The sequence below is a fragment of the Afipia sp. 1NLS2 genome, assembly GCF_000178995.1.
Classification (GTDB): Bacteria; Pseudomonadota; Alphaproteobacteria; order Rhizobiales; family Xanthobacteraceae; genus Afipia.
On sequence record NZ_ADVZ01000003.1, the window covers coordinates 127,515 to 142,382 of the forward strand.

At 61.1% G+C, this 14,868-nt stretch carries 17 protein-coding genes and 2 tRNA genes; 16 read left to right on the forward strand and 3 right to left on the reverse strand.

Annotation, left to right across the window (positions count from 1 at the left end; translation table 11 throughout):
• The first annotated feature begins 153 nt into the window (after nt 1-153).
• Complete coding sequence (locus AFIDRAFT_RS12040; protein WP_009339744.1) at nt 154-525, forward strand: DUF488 domain-containing protein; 372 nt, start codon at nt 154-156, stop codon at nt 523-525.
• A gap of 12 nt (nt 526-537) precedes the next feature.
• Nucleotides 538-753 (forward strand): hypervirulence associated TUDOR domain-containing protein, encoded by a 216-nt coding sequence (locus AFIDRAFT_RS12045; RefSeq protein ID WP_009339746.1) that lies wholly within the window; start codon nt 538-540, stop codon nt 751-753.
• Between the two features lie 26 nt (nt 754-779).
• On the opposite strand, the gene AFIDRAFT_RS12050 is transcribed toward AFIDRAFT_RS12045, so the two are convergent.
• From AFIDRAFT_RS12050 to AFIDRAFT_RS12060, 3 genes are all read right to left on the reverse strand, one after another.
• Nucleotides 780-2,012 (reverse strand): HlyD family secretion protein, encoded by a 1,233-nt coding sequence (locus AFIDRAFT_RS12050; RefSeq protein WP_009339748.1) that lies wholly within the window; start codon nt 2,010-2,012, stop codon nt 780-782.
• Nucleotides 2,005-2,454, reverse strand: a complete 450-nt coding sequence (locus AFIDRAFT_RS12055; protein WP_009339751.1) for a hypothetical protein — start codon at nt 2,452-2,454, stop codon at nt 2,005-2,007. Before AFIDRAFT_RS12055 ends, AFIDRAFT_RS12050 begins: the two co-directional genes overlap by 8 nt.
• Before the next feature lie 137 nt (nt 2,455-2,591).
• Nucleotides 2,592-2,666, reverse strand: a tRNA-Thr gene (locus tag AFIDRAFT_RS12060).
• Between the two features lie 241 nt (nt 2,667-2,907).
• Here AFIDRAFT_RS12060 and AFIDRAFT_RS12065 point away from each other — a divergent pair.
• The 14 genes from AFIDRAFT_RS12065 (at nt 2,908) to AFIDRAFT_RS12130 (ending at nt 14,675) form a co-directional block, all read left to right on the forward strand.
• Complete coding sequence (locus AFIDRAFT_RS12065) at nt 2,908-3,099, forward strand: hypothetical protein (RefSeq protein WP_009339753.1); 192 nt, start codon at nt 2,908-2,910, stop codon at nt 3,097-3,099.
• A 76-nt stretch (nt 3,100-3,175) separates the two neighbouring features.
• Nucleotides 3,176-3,676, forward strand: a complete 501-nt coding sequence (locus AFIDRAFT_RS12070) for a hypothetical protein (RefSeq protein ID WP_009339755.1) — start codon at nt 3,176-3,178, stop codon at nt 3,674-3,676.
• 144 nt (nt 3,677-3,820) lie between these two features.
• Entirely contained in the window at nt 3,821-5,110 is a 1,290-nt protein-coding gene (gene murA, locus AFIDRAFT_RS12075; protein ID WP_009339757.1) for a UDP-N-acetylglucosamine 1-carboxyvinyltransferase, read from the forward strand.
• A gap of 54 nt (nt 5,111-5,164) precedes the next feature.
• Entirely contained in the window at nt 5,165-5,617 is a 453-nt protein-coding gene (locus tag AFIDRAFT_RS12080; protein ID WP_009339759.1) for a DUF2948 family protein, read from the forward strand.
• A 90-nt stretch (nt 5,618-5,707) separates the two neighbouring features.
• Nucleotides 5,708-7,003 (forward strand): histidinol dehydrogenase, encoded by a 1,296-nt coding sequence (hisD, locus tag AFIDRAFT_RS12085; RefSeq protein WP_009339760.1) that lies wholly within the window; start codon nt 5,708-5,710, stop codon nt 7,001-7,003.
• On the forward strand, nt 7,000-7,497 hold the full coding sequence (locus AFIDRAFT_RS12090) for a UPF0262 family protein (protein ID WP_009339761.1): 498 nt from the start codon (nt 7,000-7,002) through the stop codon (nt 7,495-7,497). The genes hisD and AFIDRAFT_RS12090 overlap by 4 nt, the downstream gene beginning before the upstream one ends.
• Nucleotides 7,498-7,558: 61 nt before the next feature.
• Nucleotides 7,559-8,026 carry an arsenate-mycothiol transferase ArsC gene (locus tag AFIDRAFT_RS12095; protein WP_009339762.1) on the forward strand — a complete coding sequence of 156 codons (468 nt, stop codon included), beginning with the start codon at nt 7,559-7,561 and terminating at the stop codon, nt 8,024-8,026.
• A 93-nt stretch (nt 8,027-8,119) separates the two neighbouring features.
• The gene (locus tag AFIDRAFT_RS12100) at nt 8,120-8,743 is read left to right on the forward strand and encodes a Maf-like protein (RefSeq protein WP_009339763.1); all 624 of its coding nucleotides are present in this window, start codon (nt 8,120-8,122) and stop codon (nt 8,741-8,743) included.
• 2 nt (nt 8,744-8,745) lie between these two features.
• Nucleotides 8,746-8,946 carry a DNA gyrase inhibitor YacG gene (gene yacG / locus AFIDRAFT_RS12105; protein WP_040298389.1) on the forward strand — a complete coding sequence of 67 codons (201 nt, stop codon included), beginning with the start codon at nt 8,746-8,748 and terminating at the stop codon, nt 8,944-8,946.
• Nucleotides 8,947-9,076: 130 nt separating this feature from the next.
• Nucleotides 9,077-9,152 (forward strand) — tRNA-Phe (locus AFIDRAFT_RS12110).
• 87 nt (nt 9,153-9,239) lie between these two features.
• Nucleotides 9,240-9,602: a hypothetical protein gene (locus AFIDRAFT_RS12115; RefSeq protein ID WP_009339764.1), complete on the forward strand. Its 363-nt coding sequence runs from the start codon at nt 9,240-9,242 to the stop codon at nt 9,600-9,602.
• A 101-nt stretch (nt 9,603-9,703) separates the two neighbouring features.
• On the forward strand, nt 9,704-10,111 hold the full coding sequence (locus tag AFIDRAFT_RS12120) for a FixH family protein (protein WP_009339765.1): 408 nt from the start codon (nt 9,704-9,706) through the stop codon (nt 10,109-10,111).
• Nucleotides 10,108-11,553: an efflux RND transporter periplasmic adaptor subunit gene (locus AFIDRAFT_RS12125; protein ID WP_009339766.1), complete on the forward strand. Its 1,446-nt coding sequence runs from the start codon at nt 10,108-10,110 to the stop codon at nt 11,551-11,553. The genes AFIDRAFT_RS12120 and AFIDRAFT_RS12125 overlap by 4 nt, the downstream gene beginning before the upstream one ends.
• A complete protein-coding gene (locus AFIDRAFT_RS12130) occupies nt 11,550-14,675 on the forward strand; it encodes an efflux RND transporter permease subunit (RefSeq protein ID WP_009339767.1) in 3,126 nt (1,041 codons plus the stop codon). The genes AFIDRAFT_RS12125 and AFIDRAFT_RS12130 overlap by 4 nt, the downstream gene beginning before the upstream one ends.
• Nucleotides 14,676-14,868: the final 193 nt, after the last annotated feature.

Consider the following 14,868-nt stretch of genomic DNA (forward strand, 5'->3'; position numbering starts at 1 on the left):
GAAGGGAGTGGCCATGGCCACTCCCTTTTTTCATAGGAGCGGTGCCGATGGGTCACGGGCTATCGTGGTCCTTGACCCCAATGGAAAGGTGCAGTCGTATTGCTTGAGGGTCGGTGCGCCCGAGGCATGACCCCATCACGGCAGGGTTAGCGCATGACAAAGTCCCCGTTTCCAGCCTCGCATCTTCGGTTGAAGCGCGCTTATGCCCCGGCGGAACCGGAGGACGGTGTGCGTATTCTTATTGATCGGCTCTGGCCGCGCGGAGTGAGCAAGGCAAAAGCCGCGCTTGATGACTGGATGAAGGAGATCGCGCCAAGCTCCGGCTTGCGGCAGTGGTTCGGTCATGATCCTGCCCGCTGGCCGGAATTTCAGCGCCGCTACAAGAGCGAATTACGGCAACACGCTGAGGAACTCGAGCACATTCGCGCGCTGGCGAAGGCAAAGACGGTCACTCTCGTCTACAGCGCGCATGACGAAGAGCATAACGATGCGGTCGTATTGAAGGACGTCCTTTTGCAAAAATGAGGAGTTCGCGACATGGCTGAAGGATTCAAGATCGGCGATCATGTGGGCTGGCATTCCGAGGCGGGGTGGGTGTCGGGGACCGTCATCGCCATCCACACGCAAGATTTCGATTACAAGGGCCACACCCATTACGCCTCGCAGGAGTGTCCCCAGTACGAGATCAAGAGCGACAAGACCGATCATGTCGCGGCTCACAAGGGCAGGGCTCTTGAGTTGCTGCGAGAGTAAATGCGGCTTCTCTTTCGTCGATGGCGTTAGTGACCGCTCAGCACCAGCGTCTTGACCGGCAGCAGCAGCGCCTGGATACGCAGCAGCATGGCATGCACGATCCCGACGGCATCGATGGCGTGTAGCCAGAGGCCCATGAGAAAACCAGTCTCTTTTGCGGCGATCAGATCATGGTTGCTGGTGTAGGCATTCGCGATGCAACGGCTGCCCGGAGTCACGCCATCAAGCCCACCTTTGTAGATAGGCTCCATCACAACAAGAATAGAACCCGGCGCCATGGCTTGCTGGGCATCGAGGAGCTGTTCGCCGCCCCGGAACTGACCCGCCGCGATGTAATCCTGCACGCTTGTGATGACCATCGGGATCACGGTCCACGGCTTTGAAATGCATGTGGCCTCGGCCACCATTCCGACTTTCATGACCTGCGCTTCGATCTGCCCGAATCCTGCAGCGAGTCGCCGCCTTCCCGCGCCTTCCGGGATGAGGATGCCGGCGGGCCGCATCATGGGATTAACGACATCGCCCGGCCGCAGCAAAAATTGTTCGACGCGCCCAGCGACACCGGCACGAATGAACGTCTTGTCCATATCCACCTGCGCCTGAGCGAGCGCTGCTTCCGCGCTCGCCTTCTCCGCGGGTAGCAGCGCCGTCACACGCGCCATAATGGATTGATGTGCGGCGGTCGCCGCATCGACGGACGCCTGACGACCGGTGGCGGCGACTTCGAGCTTTTCAATGTCACGCTGTGGGACAATGCCCGGATTGCGCTTCTGCAATTCGCGTTTGACGTCCAGTTCCTCGGCGGCTTGCCGATAGGCGCTTTTGGCTTCCTGAATCTGCGCGTCTGCTTTCAGGACATCAGCTTGCGCCGCCACAAGTGCCGCGTCGACCTCCGCGACCTTGCGGCGGGCGGCTTCAAGTGCGGCCTCCTGTTTTGAACTGTCCAGCCTGAACAGGACTTCTCCTTTTTGAACAGGAGCGCTGAAGTCGGCATGAACCGAGGCGACGCGCCCGATCGTCTCGGGCACGATCGGAACGGTTCTGAAGTACAAGGTCGCGCTGGTCGTAGAGGGATGGAAATAGAAGATGACGGTGATCAGGGCGACCGTCAGCATCACGCATGCGGTGATGCCCCATCTCAATTCGTACCAGACGGAAAACAGCGTGATCTCTCGCCCGATGCGTTTGTCCTGCGCAAACCGGCGATAGAGATAGTCGGGAAACACCGTCAGAATCGAGCAAAGGAGCAGCTCAAGCATGGCCTTGCCCCCTCGTCTCGCTGTCCGGCGCCTTGTCGGATATGGATGTCGCCGCGTGAGTTGTCGGCTCAGGCGGCTCCGATGGATCGGGGTCGGGAGGAATGCCGGCTATTTTCTGAACGGAGGCCGCGATGCTGCGCAGCGGAGTGCTGAAATCGGGCAGGTCGACCAGGGCGAGAAATAGCCCGGCCACCCAGAACAAATGATTATGTGTGAAGAGCGCGAGCAGGCACAGCACCGCCACGATTTCGAACTGCAGCTTCTGCGATTTATGAGCCATCCGCTCCGGCAGGGAGTGAATCTGCAGGTAGATGTTGCCGACGAGTAGAATAGAGAGGAGCAGAATGATGCCCACGACGACCATGAGTATGTCGGTATCGCCGGGCGCCGTGATGAACAGTGGCAAATGATGCGGCGCGAGCGGATGCAGCGACTCGTTCATGGCAGCCCCAATATTGCTCAGCGAACAACGTGTGGATTGGCACTGGCCGTCCGGTTCCATCCTTGCACAAGGCAGGAACTTGGCAAGTGCAATCAGTCAGCGGATGTTTTGAGGCAAGCCTGAATGAGAGGGTTGGCTGGTGCTGCCAGACAGGATTGAACTGTCGACCTCTCCATTACCAATGGAGTGCTCTACCACTGAGCTACGGCAGCGAACGCCAGACATCAAAGGCCGGTCTGGACCGGCCGGGCCGAGGCGGAATCGGCCAAAAGCCTCGGAAGGCGCGCGATCCTTGCCATAACGAGGCTTTCCGTGCAAGCGCGAGAGAGGCCATGCTGCCGAATATGCTGGATTTTCCGTGTTATGATCAAAAAATCAGGGCATTAGGGACCATGGCGCCCGGCAGCACGGCTGCATGGGAACCCAGGGCGCGAATATGGGCGGCAGGGCGTGATGAACAGTGAATCGAGCCGGGCAGAGCGAGAGCGGCAGGCACGGCTGCGTGCGGCGCTTCGTGAGAACCTGAAACGGCGGAAATCGCAGGCCAAGGGTCGTTCCGGCCGGGCGATCGTGACGCCGGAGGACGATGCGGCTGCCTTGTCGGCCGGTGAGAACGAAGGTGATGCCTCGCATCGTGAGAGGTAGAGGTTGATGTCGTCCCTCGAGGGCAGGACAATCCGGTGAAGCCGTCATATCATTTCGACACAGCGAGGGGCTGGCCATGGTTCTGGGGATGAGCCTGCCGGCGTTTACCGCCGTGCATGTGCTGCTCAGTCTGATCGGCATCGTTGCCGGATTGATCGCGATGGGAGGTCTGCTGCGCGCGACCCTGCTGCGCGGCTGGACTTGGCTGTTTCTGCTGATGGCGATTGCGACCAGTGTCACTGGCTTCATGTTTCCGGTCACCGAAATCAAGCCGTCGCATGTCTTCGGCGTGGTGACACTGGTGCTGCTCGCGCTCGTGATCCATGCGCTTGTCGTGAAGCGCCTGGAGGGCCGGTGGCGCGTGACCTATGTCGTCTCGGCGATGCTCACGCTTTATCTGAATGTCGTGGTGCTGATCGTCCAGATGTTCGAGAAGGTCGCGCCGCTCGCGGAACTGGAGCTGACGAAAGGGCTGTGGCCGCTGCTGGCCACCCAAGGCGTGGCCTTGATGATGGTCGTGGCGGCAACCGTGCTCGGGGCCATGCGATTCCGGCCCAGCCCCATGCATCTTGCCTGAGCCGGTTCTTCGTCGGTCAGACAGGGTAATAATTACCATCAGATTGAATTCATTGGAATATTTCTGATACTGGGAAGGAGCGGTGCGGTTTGCGTGAATTCCAAAACGCGCTAAGACTGGCTCCCTTCACAAGATAGGGCCAGCATGGATCGCATTCGCATCATCGGCGGTAACAAGCTCAACGGCACCATTCCGATTTCGGGGGCAAAAAACGCGGCGCTGCCGCTGATGATTGCAGCTCTTCTGACGGATGAAACGCTGATCCTCGAGAACGTGCCGCGCCTCGCCGACGTTGCGTTGTTGCAGCGGATCCTCGGCAATCATGGCGTCGACATCATGTCCGCCGGCAAGCGGCCGGGCGACCGCGAGCATCAGGGTCAGACCCTGCACATTTCGGCGGCCAACATCATCGACACCACCGCGCCCTACGATCTCGTCTCCAAGATGCGGGCGAGCTTCTGGGTGATCGGGCCGCTGCTCGCGCGCATGAAGGAAGCGAAGGTTTCACTGCCGGGCGGCTGCGCCATTGGCACGCGGCCGGTCGATCTTCTCATCATGGCGCTGGAGAAGCTTGGTGCGGAGATCGTGATCGACGGCGGCTATGCGGTGGCGCGCGCGCCGCAGGGCCTGCATGGCGCGACCATCGATTTTCCGAAGGTCACCGTCAGCGGCACCCATGTCGCGCTGATGGCGGCGACCTTGGCCGCGGGCACCACCGTCATCACCAATGCCGCTTGCGAGCCTGAGATTACCGATGTCGCCGATTGCCTCAACAAGATGGGCGCGAAGGTCACCGGCGCGGGTACCCCGCGCATCGTGATCGAGGGCGTAGCGAAGCTGCATGGCGCGCGTCATGCCGTGCTGCCGGACCGGATCGAGACCGGCACCTATGCGATGGCGGTGGCGATGACCGGCGGCGACGTGCAGTTGCAGGGCGCGCGGCCGGAATTGCTGCAATCGGCGCTCGACGTGCTGACGCAGGCGGGCGTGACCATCACCCAGAACAATGAAGGTATCCGCGTGCAGCGCAATGGCGCAGGCATTCGTCCCGTCGAGGTGTCGACCGCACCATTTCCGGGCTTCCCGACCGATCTGCAGGCGCAACTGATGGCGCTGATGACCCGAGCCGAGGGCGCCTCTCACATCACCGAGACGATTTTCGAGAACCGCTTCATGCATGTGCAGGAGCTGGCGCGGTTCGGCGCCCGGATCACGCTCGACGGCGAGACCGCGACCATCGAAGGCCGCCCGACGCTGCGCGGCGCGCCGGTGATGGCAACCGATCTGCGCGCCTCGGTGTCGCTGGTGATCGCGGCCCTTGCCGCCGAAGGCGAAACCATGGTCAATCGCATCTACCATCTGGATCGCGGCTTCGAGCGGCTCGAGGACAAGCTCTCGGCCTGCGGCGCCACCATTGAGCGGATCAGCGGCTGAGACCGCTTTTGTATCGCGTGTTGTTTTGGGAGAGTGCCCCTTTGGGAGAGAGACATGGCTTCCTTGCGGAAACTGATCGCGCTCGATGAGGACGACCTCGCGGTAATTTCCGCCCATGTGCAGGATGCCTCGGTGCATGTCGCCGATATCCTGTGGCGCCAGAATGAAAAGCGACTTGTCATCGGCATGAAGCGGCTGGACTGGGATCAGGCGGTCTGCTCGGGAAAACTGTCCGAGCGCCGGCTGGTGACGGCGCTGCGGTTCGATCGCGTCCTGGCCTGCAAGGCACGTGGAATCGACCTCACCGACCGCAATTCGGTGCTGGAATTGTTCGGTCTTGAATTTCACCCTGATAAGGCTCCCGGCGGCAGCGTGGTGCTGATGTTCGCCGATGGGGCAGCGCTGCGGCTCGATGTCGAATGCATCGAGTGCGAACTTGCCGATATCGGTGAGGATGCGTTCGGCGATGATGCGCTGGAAACCGGCGGCGGGGAGGGCGGGGCCTGAGATCCCGTCTGAAGCCCTCTGAAATCAGGTTGTTGACGGCGGTGCGCGGGGACGCCATTGAAGGTGGGAAGACCTGTTTGAAAGCCATCCATGCCGATCCGCCTTGACCACCGTAGCCCTGATTTCGCTGAGCGTTTTGCCGCCTTCCTGTCGATGAAACGCGAGGTATCGCGGGATATCGATGCGGCCGCCCGCGCCATCGTCGATGATGTCGCCGCGCGAGGTGACACCGCTCTGATTGAGGCGACCGCGAAATATGATCGCCTGACCCTGACGGCGGAGACGTTGCGGGTGAGCGCGGAGGAGATCGCGGCGGCGACCGCGGCCTGCGATCCCAAGACCGTCGATGCATTGGAGCTCGCGCGTGACCGGATCGAGACCTATCACCGCCGCCAGTTACCGAAAGACGAACGCTTCACCGATGCGCTGGGCGTCGAACTCGGCTGGCGCTGGAGTGCGGTCGATGCGGCGGGACTTTATGTTCCCGGCGGCACGGCAGCCTATCCATCCTCGGTACTGATGAACGCCGTGCCCGCCAAGGTCGCGGGCGTCGCGCGCGTGGTGATGGTGGTGCCGTCGCCCGACGGCAAGCTCAACCCGCTGGTGCTCGCGGCGGCTTCGCTCGCCGGCATCACGGAAGTCTATCGTGTCGGCGGCGCGCAGGCGGTGGCGGCGCTCGCTTACGGCACCGCGACCATCAAGCCGGTGGCGAAGATCGTCGGCCCCGGCAATGCCTATGTGGCGGCGGCCAAGCGCATCGTGTTCGGCAAGGTCGGGATCGACATGATCGCGGGTCCCTCCGAAGTTCTGGTGATGGCGGACCATACCGGGAATGCTGACTGGATCGCGGCTGATCTGCTGGCGCAGGCCGAGCACGACGTCAACGCGCAGTCGATTCTCCTCACGGACGATGAAGAACTGGCGGCGAATGTCGAACGCTCCATCGAGTCGCAATTGTCGACATTGCCGCGCGCAGCCATAGCGCGCCCGTCGTGGAACGATTTCGGCGCCATCATTCTCGTGCAATCGATGGAGGAGGCGCTGCCGCTTGCGGATGCGATCGCGGCTGAGCATCTGGAAATCATGACGGCGGATTCGGAAGCCTTGGCCGCGCGCGTGCGCAACGCCGGCGCGATCTTCATCGGCCCCCATACGCCGGAAGCGATCGGCGATTATGTCGGCGGCTCCAATCATGTGTTGCCGACGGCGCGCTCGGCGCGGTTTTCCTCCGCGCTCGGTGTGCTCGATTTCATGAAGCGCACCTCGATCCTGAAGTGCGGTTCCGACCAGTTGCGTGCGCTCGGCCCCGCGGCGATGACGCTCGGCGTCGCGGAGGGATTGGACGCACATGCGCGCTCGGTCGGCCTGCGGCTGAATTTACGATGAGTAACGAGCCCGATCAGGACCACGATCCCGACAGCCGCATCATCGCGGTGACGCTGGACGAGGAGTCGATCGGGCGCTCCGGTCCCGACATCGAGCATGAGCGCGCCATCGCCATCTATGACCTGATCGAACAGAATTTCTTCGCGCCGCAGGGAACACCAAAAGGACCGTTCACGCTGCGCCTCGGCATCACCGGCAACCGCCTGATGTTCGATATCCGCAAGGAGAGCGGCGATCCGGTGATCGTGCACCTGATCTCGCTGACGCCGTTCCGCCGCATCGTGAAGGACTACTTCATGATCTGCGACAGCTACCATCAGGCCATCCGCACCGCAACGCCGGACAAGATCGAAGCGATCGATATGGGCCGCCGCGGCGTGCACAACGAAGGCTCGAACACGCTGAAGGAGCGCCTGAACGGCAAGGTCGACATGGATTTCGAGACCGCGCGCCGCCTGTTCACCCTGCTGTGCGTGCTGCACTGGAAGGGCTGAGTATGGCCCGTTTCCGTCAATCCCGATTTTGCGATAGGGCGGCGCGCCCGGCGGATCTCGTATGAACGAGGCGCCGCGTCGCCGCGCGCCCCAGGCCGTTCTGTTCATGTGCGGGCAGAACAGCGTGCGCTCGCCGATCGCGGCGGCGCTGCTGCGGCAGATCGGCCCGCGCGGGCTCTATGTGCAGTCGGCGGGGGTCACGCACGGGGAGCCCAATCCATTCGCGGTCGCGGTGATGGAAGAAATCGGGATCGACATCTCTGGTCACCGGCCCTGGACGGTGGACGATCTGGAGAACTGGGAAGGGTTCAATTTCGATCTCATCATCACGCTTGCGCCGCAGGCACATCATCGCGCGCTGGAAATGACGGCGACGCTCGCGACCGATGTCGAATACTGGCCAACGCAGGACCCGGTCGGCACCGAAGGTCGCCGCGAATTGCAACTCGATGCCTACCGCGCCACCCGCGACGAACTGATGCGCAAGATTCGCGCCCGGTTCGCTCCCCCGCCTGTCGCCAATGAATAGAGTACCGGAGCTGTTCCCGGCGGTTTCTCCGGTTGTCGGCGGACAGCGGTTCCGATAGTTTCCGCGCACCCCACCCTGACCAGATCGCCCCTCATGATTGGCCGTCCCAAATTCGTTCTTGCGTCCGGTTCGCCGCGCCGCCTCAGCCTGCTCAACCAGGCCGGCATTGAGCCCGATGCGCTGCGCCCTGCCGATGTCGATGAAACCCCCAAGCGGGGCGAACTGCCGCGCGTCTGCGCGACGCGGCTTGCGCGCGCCAAGGCGGACGCCGCATTGAAATCGGTGCAACTCGACGACGATCTGCGCGGCGCGTACATCCTCGCTGCCGATACCGTGGTCGCGGTCGGCCGCCGCATCCTGCCGAAGGCAGAACTGGTGGACGAGGCGGTGCAGTGCCTGCGATTGCTGTCCGGGCGCAACCATCGCGTCTACACCGCGATCTGTCTCGTGACGCCGAAGGAATCCTTCCGCCAGCGTCTGGTGGAGACGCGGGTGCGCTTCAAGCGCCTGACGGCCGAGGACATCCAGGCCTATATCGATTCCGGCGAATGGCGGGGCAAAGCAGGCGGCTATGCCGTGCAAGGCATTGCCGGCTCATTCGTGGTGAAGATGGTCGGCTCTTACACCAGTGTGGTCGGGCTCCCATTATATGAGTCCACGGCGTTGCTGGATGGCGAGGGCTTTCCGGTACGCGCAGGCTGGATCGACGCGAGTTAAGCATGGCGGCGCAAAAGCCCTGTCCGATCTGCGGCAAGCCTCCAACGGCGGCCTCGCGGCCGTTCTGTTCGGAGCGGTGCCGCGATGTCGACCTCAACCGCTGGCTGTCCGGTTCCTACGCGATTCCGGCGTCTGATACAGAGGCGGACGACGACGAAGAACTGTTGCCCCCGTCCGCGCCGGGCGCTCGCCGATCCTCTTGATTTTCTTCTATTATCGTACGCCTCAAGGAATGCCCGGGGAGGGGTAAAACTGGCCCCGCGTGGCTGGACATGACGCGCCAGCCTCTCTATAAACCGGCGCGCTCCCCTTGGATTTTGTCCCGGGAGCAATGCCCAGGTAGCTCAGTTGGTAGAGCATGCGACTGAAAATCGCAGTGTCGGTGGTTCGATCCCGCCCCTGGGCACCATTTTCCCGATAAACGCCAAATGGTTGTTGAATTTTTCACACCAGTTTAGTGGCTGGCGCAGTCTCTCGGGGCGTGCGAAAATGGGCCATGGGTCCAAGAAAGATCTTTAACTGGCTGATTGCTGTCTTCGTTGTGGCAGGGCTTCTTGTGGCGCCCTTGTCGGTGCCGGTGATGGCCGCGACGCAGTCGACGGCGGTTGCCGACAACATGCAGTCGATGGCGGATGATATGCCGTGCTGCCCTGGTCAGCACGACCAGAAGTCCAAGGACTGCGGATCCTGTCCCTTCGTCGCGCTCTGTATGCTGACGATCCCGCTGCCGAGTCCGGACGGCGTCGGTGTGCTGGTGGATCGCACATTTTCACGTAACGTCTTCGCTCTGCCTGACGATTTGCTGATCGACGGTCTCGCTCAGCCACCCCCCGACCATCCACCTCGAATCATCGTCTGACCGGCGCTCCAGCGCCGGAGCGTTGACGCTCGGCCTCGTTGAGGACGCGCGTCGTATCGGGTCGCTTCGGCGGCTCATCAGACGTTTCGAGGATAAACATCATGAAGACTAGTTTTGTTGCGCGCTTGCTTTTTGCCGCGCTGGTTGGCCTTCTCATCATGAGCACGCCGAAGGCTGCTCTCGCTGACATCAATGACTACGAATTCCAGCTCATCGAGCCGACGATTCAAGCCGGTGCCGACAGGATCGTCACGGTCCGGTTGCTCAACAAGAAAACGGGCAAGCCGGTCTCGGATGCCGTCATTTTTGCGTCACGGCTCGATATGGCACCCGACGGCATGCAAGAGATGGTCACCAAGGTGGTGCCCATGCCGGGGACCGAGCCGGGCAGCTATCGCTTCAAGGCGAACTTCAGCATGGCCGGACGGTGGCAGTTATCGCTTCGCGCCCGGGTGCAAGGCGAGACCGGTACCGTCGAAAGCAAACTCGTCGTCACGGCACAGAAATGAGCCGCGCCATAGCCTTGGGCGCGGCCGCTGCGATTTGCGCGGCGGCCGGCGTCACCTTTTTCATGGGAGGAATCCCGCTTGTGAAACCACAGGCCGACACTCTGGCGCCGCCGGCAACGGCCGCCGAAGGCAGCGCGGCCGTTTACTATCAGGACCCGGACGGAAAGCCGTTCTACTCGCTTACGCCGAAGAAGACGCCGGATGGACGCGATTGGCGTCCTGTACCAGAGAGCGCCGACGTTGGCTTCGACGCCCCCGAAGACCCCGCCACAAAGGCCGGAGTCGCGGAAGCGAATGCCGGCCGGAAGATCAAATACTACCGGAATCCGATGGGCCTGCCGGATACGTCACCCGTGCCGAAGAAGGACTCGATGGGGATGGATTACATCCCAGTCTACGAAGGCGATGACAGTGACGACGGCTCGGTAAAGCTCTCGCCGGGAAAGATTCAGCGAACAGGTGTCAAATCCGAACCCGTCGTGAGGCAACTCGTGACATCTCTTATCCGTGCGCCGGGGACTGTTCAGGAAGACGAAAGGCGTGTCTCAGTAGTCACGCTGCGTTTCGAAGGATTTATCGAGAGCGTCGCAAACGTCACGACGGGTGATCATGTTCACAAAGGGCAACCGCTGATGAACGTTTATAGCCCGGGGTTGTCGAGCGCCGCTGCCGAATATCTGACTGCGCTCGCAGCGGGCGCCACCGGAAGGGATCTTAAGGGCGCGCGCCGCAGGTTGGAAAATCTGGCCACGCCGGAGCCCGCCATCAAGGAGCTTGAACGCACCCGGGAAATTTCACTTTCAGTTCCCTGGCTCGCTCCGCAAGACGGAGAGATTCTTGAGCGTAAGGCCGTACCTGGGATGCGTGCGGCGCCCGGTGATGTGCTGTTCAGGATTGCCGACCATCGGCTTGTCTGGGTGATCATCGATGTTGCGGAGCGCGATCTCGCACAGATTGCCGTTGGGACGAAGGTTGCCATCAGACCCCGTGCGTTTCCAGGGCGGACTTTCAGCGGTACCGTGGCGCTGATCTATCCGCATCTCAACGCGGCGACGCGCACCGCGCAGATCCGGGTCGAAGTGCCAAATCCCGACGAACAGTTGCGGCCCGAGATGTACGTCGATGCCGAGATCGAGGTCAGCACGCCGGGGCCAGTCTTGGCGGTGCCCGAGAGTGCCGTGCTCGACAGTGGAAGCCGTCAGGTGGTTCTGATCGATAAGGGGGAGGGGCGTTTCGAACCACGCGAAGTGAAGCTCGGCCGTCGAGGTGGAGACCTCATTGAGGTGACCCAAGGTGTGTCGGAGGGAGAGCGTGTCGTCACCTCGGCCAACTTCCTGATCGATGCCGAGAGCAATTTGAAGGCCGCCTTGAAAGGATTTTCCGAAGCAAGCGGCGAACAATCGGCCAAGCCGGTGATGGACGGCATGGAGGCGCATCCATGATTGCGCGCCTCATCGCCTGGTCGGCACGCAACCTGCTGCTGGTGCTGTTCGGCACCGGCTTTGCGGCTGCTGCCGGAATCTACGCTCTAGCTCATCTGCCGCTGGACGCCATTCCTGACCTCTCCGATACGCAGGTCATTGTCTACACGGAGTATCCGGGGCAGGCCCCGCAAGTGGTTGAAGATCAGGTGACCTATCCGCTCGCCACGGCGATGCTCACCGTGCCGAAATCCAAGGTTGTGCGCGGCTTCTCTTTCTTCGGTGTTTCCTTCGTTTATGTGATTTTCGAGGACGGCACCGATATTTACTGGGCACGCTCGCGCGTTCTTGAATTCCTCAATGGCGCCGCGTCGCGCCTGCCAGCGGGTGTGACACCGGCCATCGGTCCGGACGCTACCGGCGTCGGCTGGGTTTATCAGTACGCCGTCACGTCCAAAGAGCTGAATCTGGCCCAGACACGGACCATTCAGGATTGGAATCTGAAATTCGCATTGGCAAAGGCCGAAGGGGTCGCCGAAGTCGCGAGCGTTGGCGGCTTCGTCAAGCAATACAATGTTGTGCTCGATCCTCAGCGTATGCGCGATCTTGGCATCAGCATTCAGAAGGTTCGAGACGCGATCCGGGCCAGCAATGCCGATGTCGGCGGGCGCACGGTCGAACTGTCAGAGTTCGAATACGTGATTCGAGGCAGAGGATATCTAAAAAGCATCGACGATCTCGGTGACATCGTCCTCAAGACGGATAAGGGGACGCCCGTATTACTGAAGAATGTTGCCAGGGTCGAACTGGGGCCGGACGAGCGTCGCGGCATTACCGAGTTAAACGGTGAGGGCGAGGTCGCAAGCGGCATCGTTCTGCAACGCTTTGGGATGAATGCGCTCGATGTTATCGAGAATGTCAAAAAGCGTTTCAAGGAGATTGCGACCAGCCTGCCTAAATCAGTCGAGATCGTACCGGTCTATGATCGATCGAATCTGATCTATGCGGCCATCGCCACCCTCAAGCATACGCTGATGGAAGAAAGCCTCGTCGTGGCGTTGGTGTGCATCGTGTTCCTGTTGCACGTTCGCAGCGCTCTGGTTGCTATCGTGATGTTGCCGGTCGGTGTGCTGATGGCCTTCGGGGCGATGAAGCTGCTGGGCATCGGGTCGAACATCATGAGTCTCGGCGGCATCGCCATTGCCATAGGAGCCATGGTGGATGCTGCCATCGTCATGATCGAGAATGCCCACAAACATCTCGAACGTGCGGAGCCGGGAAAACCGCGGGTTGCCATTCTAATTGATGCAGCCTCCGAAGTCGGCCCGGCGCTGTTCTTCAGCCTTCTGATCATCACCGTGTCCTTCATGCCGATTTTCACATTGGAATCGCAGGAGGGGCGTCTCTTCGGCCCGCTCGCCTTCACCAAGACCTTCGCGATGGCGGCGGCCGCGTTGCTGTCCGTCACGCTGGTGCCGGCGCTCATGGTGCTTTTCGTTCGCGGGCGGATTATTTCCGAGCACAAGAACCCGATCAACCGCTTCCTGATCTGGGTTTATCGTCCCATCATCAATGCCGTACTGCGTGCAAAAGCCTTCGTTGTTCTGCTGGCACTCGCCGTTCTCGTGGTGACAATCTGGCCTGCGCGTCAGCTTGGCACAGAGTTCATGCCGAACCTCAATGAGGGCACGCTGCTTTATATGCCCACGACGCTGCCCGGTATTTCGGTCACCAAGGCCGCTGAGTTGATGCAGACGCAGGATCGGATCATCAAGTCGTTTTCGGAAGTTGCATCGGTCTTCGGCAAGGCGGGCCGCGCCTCCACCTCGACGGACCCCGCACCGACCGAGATGTTCGAGACTATCATCAACCTCAAGCCGAAGGAGCAGTGGCGGCCAGGCCTCACGATTGATGGGCTGATCGCCGAAATGGACAAGGCACTACAATTTCCGGGCGTGTCGAATGCCTGGACGATGCCGATCAAGGCGCGCATCGACATGCTCTCGACCGGCATCCGAACGCCCGTCGGTGTCAAGGTGATCGGCACCGACCTTGCCGAGATCGATAGGCTCGCCAAGCAGATCGAGCAGGTATTGCGGGCGGTGCCTGGAACATCATCCGCATATGCCGAGCGCAGTCTCGGTGGTTACTATCTGGAAATTACGCCCGATCGTGCAGCGCTCACGCGCTATGGGATTCTGATGCAGGATGTCCAGGACACGATTGCAATGGCCCTTGGAGGGCAGGCAATCACGACGATGATTGAAGGCCGCGAGCGATTCACGGTCAACATGCGTTATCCGCGCGATTTGCGGGATAATCCAAAAAAGATCGCAAGTGATGTCCTCGTGCCTATGCCGGCTGGTGGGACTGTCCCGCTCGGAGAGGTTGCCACGGTCCAGCTCACGCGTGGTCCAAGCATGATCCGCACGGAGAATGCCCAGCTTGCGACCTATATCTACGTCGATATCCGCGACCGCGATCTTGGTGGCTACGTCGCAGATGCACGACATGCAGTTCAGGCCAGCGTTCAGTTTCCGCCGGGCTACTATGCAATTTGGAGCGGCCAGTACGAGTATCTGGAACGGGCAACAGCCCGGCTGAAGATTGTCGTGCCTGCGACGCTCCTGATCATCTTTCTGCTGCTCTACCTTAATTTCAGGTCGGTCACGGACACGATGATCGTCATGCTCTCGCTGCCGTTCTCGCTGGTGGGCGGGCTCTGGCTCATGTGGTGGTTGGGGTTCAATCTTTCAGTCGCTGTCGCCGTGGGCTTCATCGCACTCGCCGGCGTCGCTGCCGAGACCGGCGTTGTGATGCTGATCTACCTTAATCATGCGCTTGCGGAGATGAGAGTGCGCTGTGCCTCCGAAGGGCGGGCTTTAAACCTGATCGATTTACGCGAGGCAATCATGGAAGGCGCGGTCGAGCGCGTCCGGCCGAAGATGATGACGGTGGTGGCCATCATGGCGGGACTGCTGCCGATCATGTGGAGCACTGGCACCGGCTCGGAAATCATGCAGCGGATCGCCGTGCCGATGATCGGCGGCATGATTTCATCGACGCTCCTCACGCTGATCGTCATCCCGGCCATTTTCGGATTGGCCAAGGGTTTCAGATTGCCGCCCGGTCACTCTGTGTGAGGGAGCGCTGAGAGGACTCATGGAAAGCGATGAGCATCTCTAATTTATAGCTATTCTAAGGAGCTGCCGACTGCGAAGTCATTCATTTGCAGGGGTATTGAACGCCCTCATCGTTGCTGGGACTGCGTGTCGCAGCCTGACCAGCAGAGCGCCTGTCCGATTTCGCGCTAGAACAAAATCCAGACTCTCGTGC

Coding starts and splice junctions, on each gene's coding strand:
- AFIDRAFT_RS12070 (WP_009339755.1), top strand. CDS start 3,176: ATGGTTCTGGGGATGAGCCTGCCGGCGTTTACCGCCGTGCATGTGCTG.
- AFIDRAFT_RS12115 (WP_009339764.1), top strand. CDS start 9,240: ATGGGTCCAAGAAAGATCTTTAACTGGCTGATTGCTGTCTTCGTTGTG.
- AFIDRAFT_RS12130 (WP_009339767.1), top strand. CDS start 11,550: ATGATTGCGCGCCTCATCGCCTGGTCGGCACGCAACCTGCTGCTGGTG.
- AFIDRAFT_RS12080 (WP_009339759.1), top strand. CDS start 5,165: ATGGCTTCCTTGCGGAAACTGATCGCGCTCGATGAGGACGACCTCGCG.
- yacG (WP_040298389.1), top strand. CDS start 8,746: ATGGCGGCGCAAAAGCCCTGTCCGATCTGCGGCAAGCCTCCAACGGCG.
- AFIDRAFT_RS12095 (WP_009339762.1), top strand. CDS start 7,559: ATGAACGAGGCGCCGCGTCGCCGCGCGCCCCAGGCCGTTCTGTTCATG.
- AFIDRAFT_RS12055 (WP_009339751.1), bottom strand. CDS start 2,454: ATGAACGAGTCGCTGCATCCGCTCGCGCCGCATCATTTGCCACTGTTC.
- AFIDRAFT_RS12125 (WP_009339766.1), top strand. CDS start 10,108: ATGAGCCGCGCCATAGCCTTGGGCGCGGCCGCTGCGATTTGCGCGGCG.
- AFIDRAFT_RS12050 (WP_009339748.1), bottom strand. CDS start 2,012: ATGCTTGAGCTGCTCCTTTGCTCGATTCTGACGGTGTTTCCCGACTAT.
- AFIDRAFT_RS12090 (WP_009339761.1), top strand. CDS start 7,000: ATGAGTAACGAGCCCGATCAGGACCACGATCCCGACAGCCGCATCATC.
- AFIDRAFT_RS12065 (WP_009339753.1), top strand. CDS start 2,908: ATGAACAGTGAATCGAGCCGGGCAGAGCGAGAGCGGCAGGCACGGCTG.
- murA (WP_009339757.1), top strand. CDS start 3,821: ATGGATCGCATTCGCATCATCGGCGGTAACAAGCTCAACGGCACCATT.
- AFIDRAFT_RS12040 (WP_009339744.1), top strand. CDS start 154: ATGACAAAGTCCCCGTTTCCAGCCTCGCATCTTCGGTTGAAGCGCGCT.
- AFIDRAFT_RS12100 (WP_009339763.1), top strand. CDS start 8,120: ATGATTGGCCGTCCCAAATTCGTTCTTGCGTCCGGTTCGCCGCGCCGC.
- AFIDRAFT_RS12045 (WP_009339746.1), top strand. CDS start 538: ATGGCTGAAGGATTCAAGATCGGCGATCATGTGGGCTGGCATTCCGAG.
- AFIDRAFT_RS12120 (WP_009339765.1), top strand. CDS start 9,704: ATGAAGACTAGTTTTGTTGCGCGCTTGCTTTTTGCCGCGCTGGTTGGC.
- hisD (WP_009339760.1), top strand. CDS start 5,708: ATGCCGATCCGCCTTGACCACCGTAGCCCTGATTTCGCTGAGCGTTTT.